The following is a 17904-nucleotide window of genomic DNA, read 5'->3' as shown; positions in this document are numbered from 1 at the left end:
TTTCTAAAAATATTTACTATCCCAAAAAATTATCCCTTATTTTTAGAGAGTAACTTATCACTTTTATGAATATCTATATCATCGCGGCCATTCTGGTTTCCCTGTCAGCCGTATTCGGTTATATCAATACCCGATTTATTAAATTACCCAATACCATTGGTCTCATGCTTGTGACCATCATCTTTACCTTTTTTGCCTTTTTGGTAGGCTATTTTGATGATACCATACTAGATGCAGAAACAAATTTTGTGAAACAAATTGATTTTGAAACCGTTCTAATGGACGTCATGTTGAGCTTTCTGTTGTTTGCAGGAGCTTTACATACCAATTTCGAACAACTAAAAGTACAACGCTGGCCGATATTATTATTCTCTACGTTAGGCGTTGTTACTTCCACATTTTTGATAGGTGGTTTGACCTATGGCTTACTGGCATTATTGGATTTTAATATCTCATTTATATACTGCTTACTTTTTGGCGCCCTAATTTCCCCCACCGATCCTATTGCTGTTTTGGGTATATTAAAACAAGCAGGTGCTCCAAAAAAATTGGAAACCAAAATCGTAGGTGAATCGCTGTTCAATGATGGTGTGGGTGTTGTTGTATTTCTAACCATTTTCAAAATTGCTTCTGGAGGAACCGATATTGAAGTTAGCGAAGTGTTGCTCCTATTTGTTGAAGAAGTGTTTGGTGGTATTTTATTAGGAGGTGTTTTAGGTTTTATAAGCTACCGACTCATGAAGTCTATTGATAATTATGATATAGAAGTGATTATAACATTGGCTGCAGTGATGTTGGGTACGGTTATCGCACAACAATTGCATGTATCTGCCCCTTTGGCTATGGTCACAGCTGGCTTAATTGTAGGGAATGACACTGTTAGAAAACATACCATGTCTGAAATCACCGAAACCTATGTGGATAAGTTTTGGGAGCTTATAGACGTTCTTTTAAACAATATCTTATTCGTATTAATTGGATTGGAAATCTTAATTCTATCTGTTGAAAAAAACTACGTTCTTGCGGGCGTATTAATGATTCCGATAGTGTTGGCTTCAAGATTTCTATCTCTATTGATTCCGGTAAATGCTTTAAAGAAAAAACTTGATTTTGTTCCTAACACCAATTTGGTGATGACGTGGGGCGGATTACGGGGAGGGATATCCATCGCCTTGGCTTTGTCGCTTTCTCAAGATATGCACCGTGATTTGTTTTTAGTGATTACCTATGCCGTGGTGGTATTTTCAATCGTGGTACAAGGCTTGAGTGTAGGAACCTTGATTAAAAAATTAGGAATTAATGTGGAGCCTACTGAGGGTGGACATTAAAAAAATTCAGAACTAGTAAACGAATTGTAAAAAAACTAAAAAAGTTTAAAACTTAGATACTTGAATCAATAATCAACATTGAATGAATCATAATCAGTTTTACTAACAAAAGATTTATATTTACACTTCAAAATTCCATTTTAATATAATCACAATTGTGTTGTGATTTCTATAAACAACTGATAACCGTCCCAATGAAATTAAAAACCTATCTATTAAGCATCTTATTATTTTCATTTTTAATCAATAATATGTCTGGTCAAACTGAGCAAACAAATTTTGATTATGGAGAAATCGATAATAATACTTATAAGAATTCATTTTTCAACTTTACGATTAATATACCAACTGATTGGGCCATTCAAAATAAGGAACAAATTGAAGCCATGAAAAGGCATGGAGAAGCTTTAATGGCTGGTGACAATTCACAAATGAAAGCTATCCTGAAGGCCTCCGAAATTAATTCTGCCATCCTTTTAGGGGCATTCAAATATGAGCTTGGATCAGCAGTAGAGTACAATCCAGGAATAAGTATCGTGGTAGAAAATATAAAAAATTTCCCGGGGATAAAAAGTGGAAATGAATATTTATATCAGGCTCGAAGAATCATGAAAAACTCTCAAATTAAGTATGACCATATTGATGAGGAATTTGAAAAAATTGAAATTGATGGTCTAGAATTTTACCGTATGAATGCCGAAATGAACTATATGGAACTAAACATTAAGCAAATATACTATTCAACTACTTTAAACGGATTTGGGTTTTCAATCATTGTGTCTTTTGTTAAGGAATCTAATAAGGAAGAATTGATGAATATTTTAAATACAATAAAATTTAGAGATTAAATAAAAGAAGATAGTCCAATCCTTAGGTGAATTTGATAATTTCATTATTTATTTCAAAATATTGCTAACCATATGTTATAATAAACCCATCTGAATTGATGGGTTTCATATTATATCTTAAAACAAATTTAAACAACTACTTCCCCGTACAAATCAAAATCAGCGGCATCCGTAATTTTCACCTTGGTAAATTCTCCTGTTTTCAAATAAGTTGTTGAAGCATCGATTAACACTTCGTTATCGACATCTGGTGAATCAAATTCGGTTCTTCCCACAAAATAATTCCCCTCTTTTCTGTCTATTACCACCTTAAATTCTTTACCAATTTTTTCCTGATTCAGTTCCCAAGAAATTTGTGATTGAATCTCCATAATCTCATTGGCGCGATCTTGCTTGACTTCTTCTGGCACATCATTTTCTAAATTAAAAGCATGTGTGTTTTCCTCATGAGAATAGGTAAAACAACCCAAACGCTCAAAACGCATGTCTTGAACCCATTGTTTCAATTCTTGAAAATCCTCCTCAGTTTCCCCCGGGTATCCAACAATTAAAGTCGTTCTTATGGTCATTCCTGGAACTGCCTTTCTAAATTCTTGAAGCAGTTTGGTAGTCTTCTCTTTGGTGGTACCACGTCTCATACTTTTTAAGATGTGATCAGAAATATGTTGTAAAGGAATATCAATATAATTACACACTTTCTCCTCACGGTTCATGACTTCCAATACATCCATTGGAAATCCAGTAGGGAAGGCATAATGCAAGCGAATCCATTCAATTCCTTCCACTTTTACCAAAGCTTCCAATAACTCAGCTAAATTGCGCTTTTTATAAAGATCCAGGCCATAATAGGTTAAATCCTGTGCAATCAGTATCAACTCCTTAACGCCACTTGCTGCCAATTTTTCTGCTTCAATGACCAATTCTTCAATAGGTGTGCTTTTGTGCTTTCCTCTCATAAGCGGAATCGCACAGAAACTACACGGACGGTCACAACCCTCGGCAATTTTTAAATAGGCATAGTTCTTTGGAGTGGTTGTCAAGCGCTCCCCAATCAACTCATGCTTATAATCTGCTCCAAGTGCCTTTAATAATTGAGGAAGTTCTGTGGTACCAAAATATTGGTCCACATTTGGAATTTCCTTTTGTAAGTCTGGCTTATAGCGTTCACTTAAACAACCGGTTACAAAAACCTTATCCACCTCACCAGCTTCCTTTTTCTGCATAAACTCCAAAATGGTGTTGACGCTCTCTTCCTTGGCATTATTAATAAAACCACAGGTATTTATAACGACGACATTTCCCTCTTCTTCATGAACAACTTCCTTCCCACTTGCCTTTAATTGTCCCATCAAAACCTCACTGTCGTAAACATTTTTACTACAGCCTAAGGTTACCACATTGATTTTATTCTTTTTAAGTGATTTGGTTCTCATAATAAATTTTAAGGATGCAAAGATACAACCTTAATTAAACCTTTTATATTTTTATACATCTAAATGTAAAACATTGTTATGAAGCGCCTTATCTACCTATCTTTATTTTTATTACTGTATGTATTTGGTTGTCAATCGTCTGACGACGCGCCCAATACAGACCCAGAAAACAATCTTCCCGAAACTCAAGATATTTATTTCCCTCCTTTGAATTCTGAAGAATGGGAATCTACAACTCCAACTTCATTGGGATATAATGACAGTCAAATTCAACCCTTGTTGGATTTTTTAGAAGAAAAAAACACCAAAAGCTTTATAATGCTCCACCATGGTAAAATTGTGTTGGAAGCTTACATGAATGGTCACCAAGCAGGAACACCTTGGTATTGGGCAAGTGCCGGTAAAACACTATCTGCAACGGTTGCCGGCATCGCACAAGATCAAGGCTTTTTAAATATTGAAACACCTGTTTCCAATTACTTGGGAACTGGTTGGACTAGTGCCCCTTTGGAAAAAGAAAATTTAATAATCAACAAGCACCTACTTACCATGACCTCGGGTCTAGATGACAGTTTGGGTGATGACGTCTCTTCGGAAAACTTGCAATACCTTGCAGACGCCGGTAGCCGATGGGCCTACCACAATGTTTATGTAAAAATTCAGGATGTGGTTGCAGCTGCCACAAACCAAAATTGGGACACCTATTTTGAAAATCAATTGAAAAATAAAATAGGGATGTCGGGAAGTTGGATTGATCTAGACAATTTAAATGTCTATTTCAGTAACACAAGAAGTATGGCTAGGTTTGGACTAATGATTTATTCCAATGGTAAATGGGAAGATGAACAAATCGTTTCTGAATCCTATTTACAACAAGCGACCAACACCTCACAAGACATTAATCTAGCTTACGGGTATTTATGGTGGTTAAACGGTAAGTCTAGTTTTCATCTGCCTCAATCGCAATTAGAATTTCCAGGAGAGCTTATTCCTAATGCACCAGCCGATATGTATGCTGGTTTAGGAAAAAATGACCAAAAGATTTATGTTGTTCCCAGTAAACAATTGGTCATTATAAGAATGGGAGAATCTGCCGATGACAGTAATTTTGCCCTATCTAATTTTGACAATGACTTATGGGAAAAGATAAATGCGGTGATTCAGTAGTTAGTTTCTATTTTCAAAAGGAATTATGGTGCCTTTTTCAAGGTAGTCTTTAAGTCCGTTGAGTAACATGCCCCAACAAAACGAAGAGAATTTTAGGTGATCATTCATCTCGGGCCAATTGACATGACTAAACCTGACATAGGTTCCTTGGTCGTGTTCTTGTAAATCAAATCCAAAAGTAGTAGGATCCCAATCCTTGTCACTCTTGGTCATTTTTATATGGAAAGAATTATTTGGTTCACAAACCACTACTTCACCATACCAATCATACGCATCAGTAAAATTCAAATTGTAGGTTGTCCCCAGTTTTGGTTCACCAGAACTTTTTAGTGGCCACCAATTGTCCAAATGTTGTGGTTGTGACACAGCGTCAAACACGCCTTTTTGGGGAGCTTTAATAATGAAGTTATGATATATGGAATGAGATGACATAAGCAACTATTCCTTTAAAGATACAAAATTCTTTACTTGAAAAATGAATCTACAAATTCATACTTATTGAAAACTTGAAGATCTTCAATTCCTTCACCCACGCCTATATACTTCACTGGGATTTTAAATTGATCAGAAATTCCTATCACCACACCGCCTTTAGCAGTTCCATCCAATTTGGTGACAGCTAATGAGGTAACCTCTGTAGCAGCGGTGAATTGTTTGGCCTGTTCAAAGGCATTTTGACCTGTAGAACCATCCAAAACAAGTAGAACATCATGAGGTGCATCACCCACCACTTTTTGCATCACACGCTTCACTTTGGTAAGCTCGTTCATCAAATTCACTTTATTGTGCAAACGACCTGCCGTATCTATAATAACGACATCAGCATTTTGGTTAACCGCGCTTTGTAAGGTATCAAAAGCAACAGATGCCGGATCACTTCCCATAGCTTGCTTTACAATAGGTACATCTACCCTATCTGCCCATACCTGAAGTTGATCAATAGCGGCTGCCCTAAACGTATCGGCAGCACCCAAGACCACCTTCAATCCTTTCTTCTTAAATTGGTAAGCCAATTTACCAATGGTTGTGGTTTTTCCAACACCATTGACACCTACCACCATCATAACATAAAGTTTCTTATTTTCAGGAACAACAAATTCGGTAGCATCTCCATAGTTGGTTTCACTCAACAAGGCCGCAATTTCTTCTCTAAGGATTTGATTAAGCTCATCGGTACCAAGATATTTATCTCTAGATACACGTTCTTCAATACGTTCAATGACCTTAAGCGTCGTATTTACACCCACGTCACTTGTTACCAATACTTCTTCAAGATTATCCAAAACATCATCATCTACTTTGGACTTTCCAGCTACAGCTTTGCTTAATTTATTTAAAAATGAAGTTTTGGACTTTTCAAGTCCCTTATCTAAAGTTTCCTTTTTTTCTGAAGAAAATATTTTTTTAAAAAAACTCATGGTCTGTTGATTATTGACAATAAGCAAGTCAAAATGCTTGCCTAATTTTCAAAAGTGAAAATTTGTCATTAGTTGAAGAGCAAATATAAAACAAAAGCAGCTTTCAAAATATTGAAAGCTGCTTGTATATCTTAAAAAACTTACTGCTTGGTTTAGTTTTGTTTGCTTAACCAATCGTTAACTTCTTCAGGAGTCATAATTGATTCTACAAATGTATATGCCCCACTCTTAGGAGATTTAACCATTTTGATAGCTTTAGTTAATCTCTTAGATCCTGTTTGTAATGATGCTACTGATTTCTTTGCCATGATTCAAATGTTCTTTGAAATTTTTACAAAATGTAAAAAATCCTAATTATTTAATTTCTTTATGAATTGTCATACGCTTAAGAATTGGATTAAATTTCTTAATCTCCATTCTATCTGGCGTATTCTTTTTGTTCTTAGTAGTAATGTAACGAGAAGTACCTGGCATTCCAGACTCTTTATGCTCTGTACACTCTAATATAACCTGTATTCTATTCCCTTTCTTTGCCATTGTAGGTGTTTTTTCGCGTTATCTATTATTTTAAATATCCTTTAGCTTTCGCTTGTTTGATAGCGGCAGAAATACCAATTCTGTTGATCGTTTTCAAAGCGGCTGTAGAAACCTTTAAGGTTACCCACTTATCTTCTTCAGGAATATAAAAACGTTTTTTGATCAAATTTGCATCAAATTTACGTTTTGTTTTATTCATCGCGTGAGAAACATTGTTCCCAACCATTGCTTTCTTACCAGTAAGTTCACAAACTCTAGACATCTTTTTCTGACTTTAAATTGTTCTTATTTCAAAACAGGGTGCAAATTTAGTAAAACTTATCTATATCAACAAACTAATATTATTACTTTTTTAAAATTTCTTTATGTAATAATTCCAAAGCTTTATTTGCAGCCTTATTTATGACCCGTTCCCGATGGCTCCCAAAATGAAATTCATGCGTCAAAACCCCTTGTTTAGTGGCAATAGCAATAAATACCGTCCCCACTTCTGCTTCTGAGTCTCCTTTATCTGGACCTGCATTACCCGTTGTTGCTATAGCGTAATCCGTATTAAAAAGTAGTCGAGCTCTTTCTGCCATGGCTTGAGCTACCTCGGCACTCACTACCGAATATTTTTCAATCAATTCTTCCGAAAGACCCAAAACCTTCACCTTGGTTTCAGTTGCATAAGTCACCACACTTCCCTTAAAATAGTGGGAAGCTCCCGGATGTGATGTAAACATTTCAGCAATTTTTCCACCTGTACAGCTTTCGGCAGTTGCAATGGTTTGATGGTTTGCCTCTAAAGCCCCACCTATTAGTTCCTCAATACTTCCATCGTTCTCAAATCCTACAAACACATCTTCTATTTGAGGCATCAACAAATCGATTTGTTGCTTGATCTCATTTTGGATTACGGCTTTATCCATTCCCTTTGCGGAAAGACGTAATCGAACCCTTCCCAAATTTGGCAAATAGGCCAACTTGACAAACTTAGGTAATTGGTCTTCCCATGTTTCAATTCGTTCTGCTAAAGCACTCTCCCCTATACCGTGGGTTAGAACTGTTTGATGTTCTATATATGGAAACTTAAATTTCTTACGGAGTCTTGGCAATACCTCATCAGTCATTAAAGCCTTCATCTCAAATGGCACTCCAGGCATGGAAACAAATACTTTCCCATTCCTTACCAACCACATACCGGGAGCACTCCCGTTTACATTCATTAAAGCGGTTGCTTTTGAAGGCACCAGAGCTTGATCAATATTAACCTGAATCAGCGGTTTTTTTATATAGGTATCCCAGATGCGACGAATGTTTTCAAGAACAGCTTCATCCCTAATTAAGGTATCATCAAAATACTCGGCAATGGTTTTTTTGGTAATATCATCTTTGGTGGGCCCCAGTCCACCAGTAATCAAAATAATATCGGCGTTCTCCTCAGCTTCAGCTAAAGCCTTTAGAATATGTTCCCGATCATCTTGAACGGAGGTGATTTGATATACCGAAACCCCTATTTGATTAAGGGCTTTACTAATAAACGCGGAATTGGTATCAACGATTTGGCCGATTAAAATCTCATCGCCAATGGTAATAATTTCTGCTTGCATGGGTTACAATCCAAAATCGGACTTGATTTCCTCAACAGCTTGGTCAACGGCAGTCAAAACAATGTCCAACTCATCAGATATATCCAAACCGGTTTTTTCAAACTTTCCCCAATCCTGAACTTCAATCAAGTTTGACAAAACACCCAATTCAAACAAATCTACGGTTGGTTTCATTTTATGGGCAGCCTGATAAGCCGTATAATAATCTTTTTCTGCTACTGCTTTTTTCAATCGTTCAGCATCTTCTGGAACTTCCTCCAAAAAAGCTGCAGCCAATGCAGCAACAAAATCCTCATCGCCATCAGCCATTTCCCTTACTCTATATAATTTATAATGCGCTTCCATAGTTATTTTACAGTTACGGTAAACATAGGTTGATTACCAATGTAACCTATTAATTCATCATTCGCTTCTACTTTACTCACACCGGCAGGTGTTCCTGTAAAGATAATATCTCCAATTTTTAAAGTGAAATATTTGGACACATATTCTATTATCTCATCAATTTTCCAGAGCATAAGACTCGTATTTCCCTCCTGTACCTTGTTTCCATTTTTGGTTAATGAAAACGAGACATCATTCAAGTTTTCAAATTTCTCTTTTGGCAACCAGTCTCCAATAACGGCAGCGCCATCAAATCCCTTAGCCTTTTCCCACGGCAATCCTTTGGATTTTAATTGTGCCTGCAAATCTCTAGCCGTAAAATCAATTCCCAAACCTATTTGGTCATAATATTTATGAGCAAATTTTTTATCGATATGTTTTCCTACTTTACTGATTTTTACAAGAATTTCAACTTCATGATGTACGTCATCAGAAAAATCAGGAATAAAAAATGGGTGTTTAGCTGGTAAAATAGACGTGTCTGGTTTCATAAAGATGACCGGATCTGTTGGTCTTTCATTTGCCAACTCTGCAATATGATCGGTGTAATTTCTACCAATACAAATGAGCTTCATTCTAACTCAATTTATTATTAAAGTTTCTCAATTTAATAGCTGTCAGCACTTTTTTGGTATACAAGGGAAAATCGGCATTTAACAACCAACCAAAATAGCCTGGTTCTTCTGTAAGTACGTCCTCGACTCTTTTACCCTTATGTTTACCAAAGGAAAAGCACTCCTCTCCTTTTTTATTAAAGGCAATAAAACCAGCAAAATCGGCATATTGCTTTCTGGAGCTAAACTCGGCCAAAAACTTCATGTCATTTTCCAAGGCTTCATAACGCTCTACTTGAGCCTTTAAAACCTCATAAGTTGCTTTGGTATCTGCCTCGGCACTGTGGGCATCCTCTAAGTTTTTATCACAATAGAATTTATAGGCTGCACTAAGTGTACGTTGTTCCATTTTATGAAAAATAGCCTGAACATCCACGGCCAATCTGTTTTTCATATCAAAATCTACTTCAGCCCTAAGCATCTCTTCGGCCAACAATGGAATATCAAACCTATTGGAATTAAATCCTCCCAAATCGGCATCTTTAATCATTTGACTCACCTCCTTGGCAATTTCTTTAAAGGTAGGCTTATCTGCTACATCAGCATCTGAAATGCCATGTACTTTAGTTGTTTCTGCAGGAATGGGAATCGTTGGATTGACCAACTGTGTATAAATATCCTCCTTGCCGTTTGGATGGACTTTTAGAATGGAAATCTCAACAATTCGGTCTTTTGAAATATTGATTCCTGTTGTTTCTAAATCAAAAAAGCAAATAGGTTTGTTTAATTTAAGAGACATGCTACAATTTTTGGTAAAGATAAATAAATAAAAAGGCCTTAATCAACATTAAGGCCCTATATATTCTAAATTTAAATCTCTCGATTAGGATCCCAAGCTTCCAAATAATTTTTTACTGCTTGAACAAATTGTCCTCCCAGTGCTCCATTTACCACTCGGTGATCATAAGAGTGTGATAAGAACATGCGGTATCTAATACCAATAAAATCACCTTCTGGTGTTTCTACCACAGCTGGCACTTTTCTAATGGCACCCAAGGCTAAAATACCTACCTGCGGCTGGTTGATAATGGGTGTTCCCATGACACTTCCAAAGGTTCCTACATTTGTAACTGTGTAAGTTCCCCCTTGAATCTCGTCTGGCTTTAATTGATTCAATCGAGATCTATTAGCCAGGTCATTGACTTTTTTAGTCATTCCTACCAAGTTCAATTGGTCAGCATCCTTGATCACTGGAACAATTAAGTTGCCATCTGGTAAAGCTGCCGCCATCCCTAGGTTGATATGTTTCTTTTTAATTATTTTATCATCTTGAACAGAAATGTTCATCATTGGGAAATCTCTAAGAGCCTTTGCAATAGCTTCCATGAAGATTGGTGTAAACGTCAAGTTTTCACCTTCACGCTTAGCAAAACTGTCTTTAACCTTTTTACGCCAGTTCCAAATTTTGGTTACGTCGGCTTCAATAAAACTTTGAACATGGGCAGAGGTTTGCACCGACTGAACCATATGATGTGAAATGAGTTTCCCCATTCTTGTCATTTCAATTACTTCATCATCTCCTGAAGGAATTGGAGCTGGTTTAGGAGCTTCCTTAATAGGTTCTGATTTTTGAGAAGCAGAAACAGCTTGCTGTTTTACTGGCGTCGCATCAGTTCTATTTTCCAAATAACCTAAAATATCATTTTTGGTAACGCGACCGTCTTTTCCTGTTCCAGGTAAGGCATCCAGTTCCTCTTGAGAAATATTTTCTTTTTGAGCTATATTTTTCACCAAAGGTGAGTAAAAACGATCTCCAGATGAAATTACTGGTGCTGCCGTATCTTTTGCCACCTCAACGGTTTGATTAATTTCAGCCACAACATCAGCATCAACACTTTCCTCGGCTTCAACTTGGGTCTCCTCCTTTTTAGGTGCACTTGCTTCCCCATCGGTTTCAATAATGGCGATAGTCTGCCCTACTTGGACAACCTCATCGGCTTCAAATAATTTTTCCACCAAAACTCCATCCACCTCACTAGGGACTTCACTATCTACTTTATCAGTTGCAATTTCCAATACTGCCTCATCGGCTTCAATGGTATCACCAACTTCTTTTAACCAAGATGTGATGGTTGCTTCTGCAACACTTTCACCCATTTTAGGGAGCTTTAATTCGAATTTTGCCATATCCTCAATAAAATGATGTTTTTTTATTTTTCGACTGCAAAATTACTGAAAAAATATCCAATTCACTGAAATTTTGCTAATCATTATTTTTTAAATAGATTAATTCACCTCGATTTTTTGAGCTATTACTACCTACTAAGTAATGTGATTTTTGCATTAAAAACTTAAAGGTAAGACTTTTACTTTCCCGCCACTCCAAAAGAAATCCTATAATTTCCTTAAATGTCAAAAAGTCGGTATCAAACACTACTTCATCCTCTTCCTGCAAATTTCCTATATCTTCCAACAACTTGACCGGTTTATTCAATTTCTGCCTTAAATCTGAAGGAATTTTATCAGAAAACAGCACATAACGCTCCACTTGTTTCCTTTCCTCTTTGGGTTCTCGCCTCATTAAAAAGGCCAATTTTATGCCCAACCAAACAACGGCGTTAAACAACGGGTTCTTTTTAAAATGCTTTTGATAAAAAATCTGCATTGCTCCATAGAACCTTTTGGCATAATGTAAATTCTTTAAAGTACTTTCTCCCTTAAAATGAATGACGGTAGTATCACCAAAATAATAGTTTTGATACCCTTTCTTTATCGCTTTATAAGAAATATCCACATCCTCTCCATACATAAAATAATCTTCATCAAATCCGCCTATATCTTGATACACCTCACGCTTTAAAAACATAAATGCCCCCACCAAAATAGGAACCACTCCTTGCTGGGTTTCCTCCAATTGATTGGCGTAATAGGCATTGGATTTTCCAATCATCTTTTTCAAAGCAACATAAGGTTTTGGAATATTTCTTTTGCTTTCTGGCAGAAATTTACCTTTCCCATCTATTAATCTGCAGCCTACAATACCGAGATTTTCTTTAGAATCAGAAAAGGATAATAACTTCTCAAAAGTATCTTCTGCAACAACCGTATCTGGGTTAAGAATACAGATAAACTCTCCCTGAGCCTGCGCTACTCCAATGTTATTCCCTTTTGAAAACCCTACATTTTCTTTATTTTCAATAAGCTTTACATTAGGAAATAGTTTTTTAACCATCTCGCAACTCTCATCTGAAGACCGATTGTCCACCACAATAATTTCGGCATCCAAATGTCTAATAGCTGACTCAACACTTTTTAGACATAATTCTAAAAAATAGCGAACATTATAGTTTAATATGACAACTGAAAGTTTCAAAAATGTGGTGTTACGATTTTATAGACACCTCAAAAGGAATACGGTTTATGATACTTCTTCCCAAAGTAATTTCATCTGTGTATTCCAATTCATTCCCAACTGAAATTCCTCTAGCTATTGTAGTTGTTTGAACTTCGTAGTCCTGAATTTGCTTGTAGATGTAGAAATTTGTGGTATCGCCTTCCATAGTAGATCCTAAAGCAAAAATAAGCTCTTTCACCTCACCCTGCTTTACCTTATCTACCAAAGGTTGAATATTAAGATCATTGGGGCCAATACCATCCATAGGAGAAATTTTACCTCCCAATACGTGATAAAGCCCTTTAAAGGAGCTGGTATTTTCAATGGCCATGACGTCTCGTATATCTTCCACCACACAAATAATCTCTGGATTTCTGCGGGGATTGGAACATATATCGCACAATTCCGTATCACTGATGTTATTGCAACTTTTACATAGTTTAATTTGCTGTCTCAGCGACTTTAGGGCATCTGCCAATTGTATTGTTTGCCCCTCTGGCTGTCTCAATAAATGCAAGACCAACCTAAGTGCTGTTCGCTTCCCTATGCCCGGTAATTGTGACATTTCGTCAACAGCTTTAGCCAACAATTTTGATGAAAATTCCATAAGTGCGAAGTTACAACTTTACATTAAAGAAATACTTATACATTTGTAATTTGTAACCAGGAATTCTTAGCTTCATGTCGCCCATTGTTATTGCCAGTCTTATATTAGGTTATTTTATTGTTTTAATCGCCATTTCCTATTTTACAGGAAAAGAAGACACCAACGAAGCCTTTTTTAAAGCCAACAAATCAGCCCCTTGGTATTTGGTTGCTTTTGGTATGATTGGAGCTTCCCTTTCTGGAGTCACCTTTATTTCGGTCCCTGGTGCCGTAGAAGACAAACAATTTGGTTACATGCAAGTAGTTTTTGGCTATTTGTTTGGTTACATAGCCATAGCTTATGTACTCCTACCCATTTATTACAAACTCAATCTGACTTCCATTTACACCTATTTAAGGGACCGTTTTGGAAACGTTTCTTATAAAACAGGTGCCATTGCTTTTTTGGTTTCTAGGATTGTAGGAGCTGCTTTCAGGCTCTTTTTGGTAGCCAATGTCATGCAACTATTGATTTTTGATCAGTTCAACATTCCTTTTGTGGTAACCGTATTGATTACCATAGGTCTTATTTGGCTTTATACTTTTAGAGGAGGAATAAAGACCATTATTTTCACCGATACCCTACAGACCTTATTCATGCTGGTCTCAGTTATTGTTACTATCATTTTTGTGGCTAGTAAAATGAACCTAAATGGCATTGGAGATATTTACCAAACGGTGGTTGCTAGCCCTATGAGCAAAATGTTTTTCTTTGATGACATTAACGATTCCCAATATTTTGTAAAAAGCTTTTTATCTGGAATGTTTATCACCATTACCATGACTGGTTTGGATCAGGACATGATGCAGAAAAATTTGACCTGTAAAAATCTAAAAGAAGCACAAAAGAACATGATATCATTTAGTGTGATCTTGATTTTTGTGAACCTTCTTTTTTTAACCTTGGGACTATTATTGACCCAATATGCCAGACAAAATGGCTTTGATGTCAACAAAGATGATTTATTTCCTACCATTGCCATGTTACCAGATATCGGACTGGCCATTTCCGCCTTTTTTATTCTTGGTTTGATTGCCTCGGCATACTCCAGTGCCGACTCTGCTTTAACTTCCTTGACAACCTCCTTTTGTATTGATATTATAGAATTGGATAAAAAACCGCAATCCAAACAAAAAGATATCAGAAAGATTGTTCATGTTTGCATGAGCCTTGTTTTAGTACTGGTCATTCTTATTTACGACCTCATTTTTAAAGATGTATCTGTTATCTGGGAACTTTTTAAAGCCGCTGGTTATACCTATGGGCCACTATTAGGGCTATTCGCTTTTGGTATTTTCACCAAGCAACAAATTAAAGATCACTGGGTATGGATCATAGGCATAGTAGCCCCGATTCTTTCCTATTTTATCAACCAATATTCCACCGTCATGTTTAATGGTTACCAAATAGGGTTTGAAATTTTGATCATCAACGGGTTGTTGATGTTTTTGGGCTTAGTACTGATTCGTAGAAAGCAGCACTAAAGTACAAGACGCCTCAAAAGGAATCTTTGCCTCTCTTAATATTTGATATAGCTCTGGATTTTCGGTTCCTGGATTGAAAATAACCCGCTTCGGATTTAAGGAAACGATATAATCATAGTATGCCGTTTGATTTTTAGGACCAAGATATAATGTTATTGTATGGACATCTTCATAAGGAACTAGCTCTGTTTCGATAGATATCCCAGACACTTGTCCTTCTCTTTTACCAAAAGCGACCACATCATATCCTCTATCTATTAGTCGTTCCAATGCATAATTGGAATATCTGTTAGGTTTTGTCGATGCCCCCATCACTAAAGTTTTTTTGCTCATATGTTAAAGTGTTGTTAAGGATTTTTAAAGATAGTAACATCCGTCCACAACAGACGTCTATACTTTAATCAATCAAAAAATCGATCATCAAAGAATGAAATCATTTATTTTATTTCTTGGCTTGTTCATGTGTTTTACATTTACCTATAGCCAAACTTCAGTAAACTTATTGGATAAACAAGGACTAATTACCGGAAAAGTATTAGACTCCAAACTCCAACAACCCCTTCCCTATGTAACCATTGTAGTAAAAAACAAATCAGGTATAACCATAACCGGAGGCATCACCGATGACAATGGCGACTTTAAAATCACATCCGTTCCTGATGGCGATTTGGTAGTAAGTGTGCAGTATATAGGATATAAAACCGTTTCAAGGAACATTACCATTGATAAAAACAATAAAAACATTGAGTTAGGTAATATTCTCCTAGAGGAAGAAGCAACGAGTCTCAATGAAGTGACTATCGTGGCCGAAACTTCTACAATCGAACAAAAAGTAGACAGAAAAGTGATCAATGTGGGAAAAGATTTAACTACTTCTGGGGTATCGGCTTCTGATATCATGAACAACATCCCATCGGTGAGTGTGGATCAACAAACTGGAAACATTAGTTTAAGAGGGAATGAGAATGTAAGGGTAATGGTAGATGGAAAGCTTTCTAATGTACCCGTGGCCCAACTTTTGAAACAAATCCCTTCCACATCCATTAAAAGCATTGAATTGATCACGAACCCTTCAGCTAAATACAATCCAGAGGGAATGAGCGGGATCATCAATATCATCCTTCATAAAAACACCAAACTTGGATTTAATGGAAATTTGAATTTTGGATTGACCAAAGAAATCAATGCGCGATTCAACAGTTCCATCGATATGAATTACCGAAATGGGAAATTTAATTTATATGGTAATTACGGAAACAATATTGGAAGCAACACCAATTACGGGACTATTTATAGAGCATTTAACGAGTCAGAACAGAATGTAAACTTCCTTAACAATAATAAATCCCATTTATATAAAGTTGGTTTGGATTTTTACATGAACGATAAAAACACGCTTTCGTTTTTTACCAATCAAAACCTTTATGACGGGAAAGGAAATGGAGTTACAACTATCTTTTATGACAATGCCCCTACAGAAATCCAAGATTCCAATGATGAAACAGATAATAATACCTCACAATATAACCTAGCCTACAAAAGGGAATTTAAAAAGGAAGGTGAGCAACTGGACATCGAAGTTGACTACAATGTTTTTGATCAAAACCAAACGGCCAACTTTGATTTCACCAATATTCCAACTACGGATTATACGGATCATGTGGATACCAATAGAGACCAAACAACTATTAACGTTGATTATGTCAATCCATTAAATGACAACACCAAATTGGAATTGGGAGGTGAAGTGCGTTTGTTTAATAGTGACATTTATTATGACTCCTCTGGGTTTACTTTTAATTCTGAAGGCAATATAGCCCCAACTCCAAGTACCGATTTTGATTATGGCAGAAATATCTATTCGGCCTATGCTACCTTTGGAAGGAACTACGAAAAATGGACCTATCAAGTTGGTGCTCGTTTTGAAAGTGTCACGGTTGATGCCGAGGCATTACGCTATACAGAATCAGGCACAGAAGTAATCCCTTTTGAAAATGATTACATCCAAGTGTATCCTTCCGCCTTTTTAACTTATAATCCTAGCGATAAAAATACTTATCAGTTAAGCTTTAGTAGACGTGTAGATAGACCTGGCTTACAACAAGTCAATCCCATCAGAGAATGGAGCACGCCTTTAATTTCCTCTTATGGGAATACAGAATTACAACCACAGTTTACGAACTCCATAGAAAGTAACTACACCCGAAAGCTTAAAAATGGTTCTTTGACCGCAGGTGTTTTTTACAGAATTATAGAAGACGAAATCAACCGTGCGGTTTTTATTGACCGATTAGATTTGGAAAAAGTCATCCTGTCTTATGATAACTTTAGCAACACCTCGGCTTATGGTCTAGAACTATCCAGTAATTACAGACCAACCAAATGGTGGAGCTTTAATGCCAGTTTTGATTTGTACTCCAGAAAACAAAAAGGAGTAACCGAAATCCTTTCAACAACGTTAGATAATGCAACCATTGATGATATTTCTACCCAAACAGTTACTGCAGACAATGTGGTATGGAATTTTAGAGTTTTCAATAATTTTAAAGTCACCAAACAACTTGCCTTATCGTTGTTTGCCATGTATCGTGGACGTGAAGAAGGCATTCAGCTTAATAGAAAACCCATGTATTTTGTTAATAGTGGGTTAAGGTATTCGTTTTTACAAGATCAACGTGCTACCTTTAGCTTTAATTACAATGACATATTCAACACCATGCAGTTTAGGTTTGACGGGGACACGCCCTATCCATCTACTGGTGAGTTCAACTGGGAAAGCAATACCTGGAATGTCAGTTTAGCCTATAGATTTGGTGGTGGAAAATATAGAGCCTTAAGCAGAAAGCAACGTGACAATAACGTTAAATCTGGTGAAGGTGGATTTATGTAAGATATTTAATAGCCAATACATAATAGTTGATGGTTAGTGTTAATGTCAGGCTATTAAATAAGAAAACCCAAAGTGTCACTGCTTTGGGTTTTCGATTTGTATAAGGTTTGTTAAAACCTAGTTAAATGTGTTAATATTTGAAATAATTTCAAGGTTTTACCGTCTATATAAATGAGTGATAAGTTTTAAGTAATTAAGGATTTATAGAACATTCTAATAAAACAGTTTC

19 protein-coding genes are annotated in these 17904 nt (G+C 36.3%); 5 read left to right on the top strand and 14 right to left on the bottom strand.

Annotated features, from left to right (window positions below):
• The first annotated feature begins 65 nt into the window (after positions 1-65).
• Positions 66-1328, top strand: coding sequence for a sodium:proton antiporter (locus ZA07_RS14270; protein WP_053972436.1), 1263 nt, complete (start codon positions 66-68; stop codon positions 1326-1328).
• Positions 1329-1522: 194 nt separating this feature from the next.
• Entirely contained in the window at positions 1523-2176 is a 654-nt protein-coding gene (locus ZA07_RS14265; RefSeq protein ID WP_157492160.1) for a hypothetical protein, read from the top strand.
• Positions 2177-2304: 128 nt separating this feature from the next.
• Here the strand turns inward: ZA07_RS14265 and rimO are convergent, their stop codons facing one another.
• A complete protein-coding gene (gene rimO, locus ZA07_RS14260; RefSeq protein WP_053972434.1) occupies positions 2305-3609 on the bottom strand; it encodes a 30S ribosomal protein S12 methylthiotransferase RimO in 1305 nt (434 codons plus the stop codon).
• Between the two features lie 78 nt (positions 3610-3687).
• Between rimO and ZA07_RS14255 the strand changes: the two genes are divergently transcribed.
• Positions 3688-4776 (top strand): serine hydrolase, encoded by a 1089-nt coding sequence (locus ZA07_RS14255; protein WP_053972433.1) that lies wholly within the window; start codon positions 3688-3690, stop codon positions 4774-4776.
• On the opposite strand, the gene ZA07_RS14250 is transcribed toward ZA07_RS14255, so the two are convergent.
• The 12 genes from ZA07_RS14250 to recR all read right to left on the bottom strand — a co-directional run bounded on the left by ZA07_RS14250 (position 4777) and on the right by recR (position 13262).
• Positions 4777-5208 carry an SRPBCC domain-containing protein gene (locus ZA07_RS14250; RefSeq protein ID WP_053972432.1) on the bottom strand — a complete coding sequence of 144 codons (432 nt, stop codon included), beginning with the start codon at positions 5206-5208 and terminating at the stop codon, positions 4777-4779.
• Positions 5209-5240: 32 nt separating this feature from the next.
• Entirely contained in the window at positions 5241-6194 is a 954-nt protein-coding gene (ftsY, locus tag ZA07_RS14245) for a signal recognition particle-docking protein FtsY (protein ID WP_053972431.1), read from the bottom strand.
• A 152-nt stretch (positions 6195-6346) separates the two neighbouring features.
• Positions 6347-6502, bottom strand: a complete 156-nt coding sequence (locus ZA07_RS15950) for a DUF4295 domain-containing protein (RefSeq protein ID WP_082316619.1) — start codon at positions 6500-6502, stop codon at positions 6347-6349.
• Positions 6503-6548: 46 nt separating this feature from the next.
• Positions 6549-6731 carry a 50S ribosomal protein L33 gene (gene rpmG, locus ZA07_RS14240; protein ID WP_053972430.1) on the bottom strand — a complete coding sequence of 61 codons (183 nt, stop codon included), beginning with the start codon at positions 6729-6731 and terminating at the stop codon, positions 6549-6551.
• Between the two features lie 25 nt (positions 6732-6756).
• Entirely contained in the window at positions 6757-6993 is a 237-nt protein-coding gene (gene rpmB, locus ZA07_RS14235; protein WP_053972429.1) for a 50S ribosomal protein L28, read from the bottom strand.
• Between the two features lie 82 nt (positions 6994-7075).
• Positions 7076-8323: a competence/damage-inducible protein A gene (locus ZA07_RS14230; protein WP_053972428.1), complete on the bottom strand. Its 1248-nt coding sequence runs from the start codon at positions 8321-8323 to the stop codon at positions 7076-7078.
• Between the two features lie 3 nt (positions 8324-8326).
• Complete coding sequence (locus tag ZA07_RS14225; protein ID WP_053972427.1) at positions 8327-8668, bottom strand: hypothetical protein; 342 nt, start codon at positions 8666-8668, stop codon at positions 8327-8329.
• Between the two features lie 2 nt (positions 8669-8670).
• Positions 8671-9282: a fumarylacetoacetate hydrolase family protein gene (locus ZA07_RS14220; protein WP_053972426.1), complete on the bottom strand. Its 612-nt coding sequence runs from the start codon at positions 9280-9282 to the stop codon at positions 8671-8673.
• 1 nt (position 9283) lies between these two features.
• On the bottom strand, positions 9284-10060 hold the full coding sequence (locus ZA07_RS14215) for a 3'-5' exonuclease (RefSeq protein WP_053972425.1): 777 nt from the start codon (positions 10058-10060) through the stop codon (positions 9284-9286).
• Between the two features lie 71 nt (positions 10061-10131).
• Complete coding sequence (locus ZA07_RS14210; protein ID WP_053972424.1) at positions 10132-11448, bottom strand: dihydrolipoamide acetyltransferase family protein; 1317 nt, start codon at positions 11446-11448, stop codon at positions 10132-10134.
• 76 nt (positions 11449-11524) lie between these two features.
• Entirely contained in the window at positions 11525-12634 is a 1110-nt protein-coding gene (locus tag ZA07_RS14205) for a glycosyltransferase family 2 protein (RefSeq protein ID WP_053972423.1), read from the bottom strand.
• A 10-nt stretch (positions 12635-12644) separates the two neighbouring features.
• Positions 12645-13262: a recombination mediator RecR gene (gene recR, locus ZA07_RS14200; RefSeq protein ID WP_053972422.1), complete on the bottom strand. Its 618-nt coding sequence runs from the start codon at positions 13260-13262 to the stop codon at positions 12645-12647.
• A gap of 74 nt (positions 13263-13336) precedes the next feature.
• Here recR and ZA07_RS14195 point away from each other — a divergent pair, with 74 nt between their 5' ends.
• Positions 13337-14785, top strand: a complete 1449-nt coding sequence (locus ZA07_RS14195) for a sodium:solute symporter (RefSeq protein ID WP_053972421.1) — start codon at positions 13337-13339, stop codon at positions 14783-14785.
• Here ZA07_RS14195 and ZA07_RS14190 read toward each other — a convergent pair.
• Complete coding sequence (locus tag ZA07_RS14190; RefSeq protein WP_053972420.1) at positions 14756-15118, bottom strand: CoA-binding protein; 363 nt, start codon at positions 15116-15118, stop codon at positions 14756-14758. The two genes, ZA07_RS14195 and ZA07_RS14190, sit on opposite strands and share 30 nt — an antisense overlap.
• A 94-nt stretch (positions 15119-15212) precedes the next feature.
• On the opposite strand from ZA07_RS14190, the gene ZA07_RS14185 reads away from it, so the two are divergent.
• The gene (locus ZA07_RS14185) at positions 15213-17675 is read left to right on the top strand and encodes a TonB-dependent receptor domain-containing protein (protein WP_053972419.1); all 2463 of its coding nucleotides are present in this window, start codon (positions 15213-15215) and stop codon (positions 17673-17675) included.
• Positions 17676-17904: the final 229 nt, after the last annotated feature.

Origin of the sequence: Mangrovimonas sp. ST2L15, from assembly GCF_001280515.1 — a bacterium.
GTDB classification, from domain to species: Bacteria; Bacteroidota; Bacteroidia; order Flavobacteriales; family Flavobacteriaceae; genus Mangrovimonas; species Mangrovimonas futianensis.
This window is presented reverse-complemented; position numbering and strand designations above follow the sequence as displayed.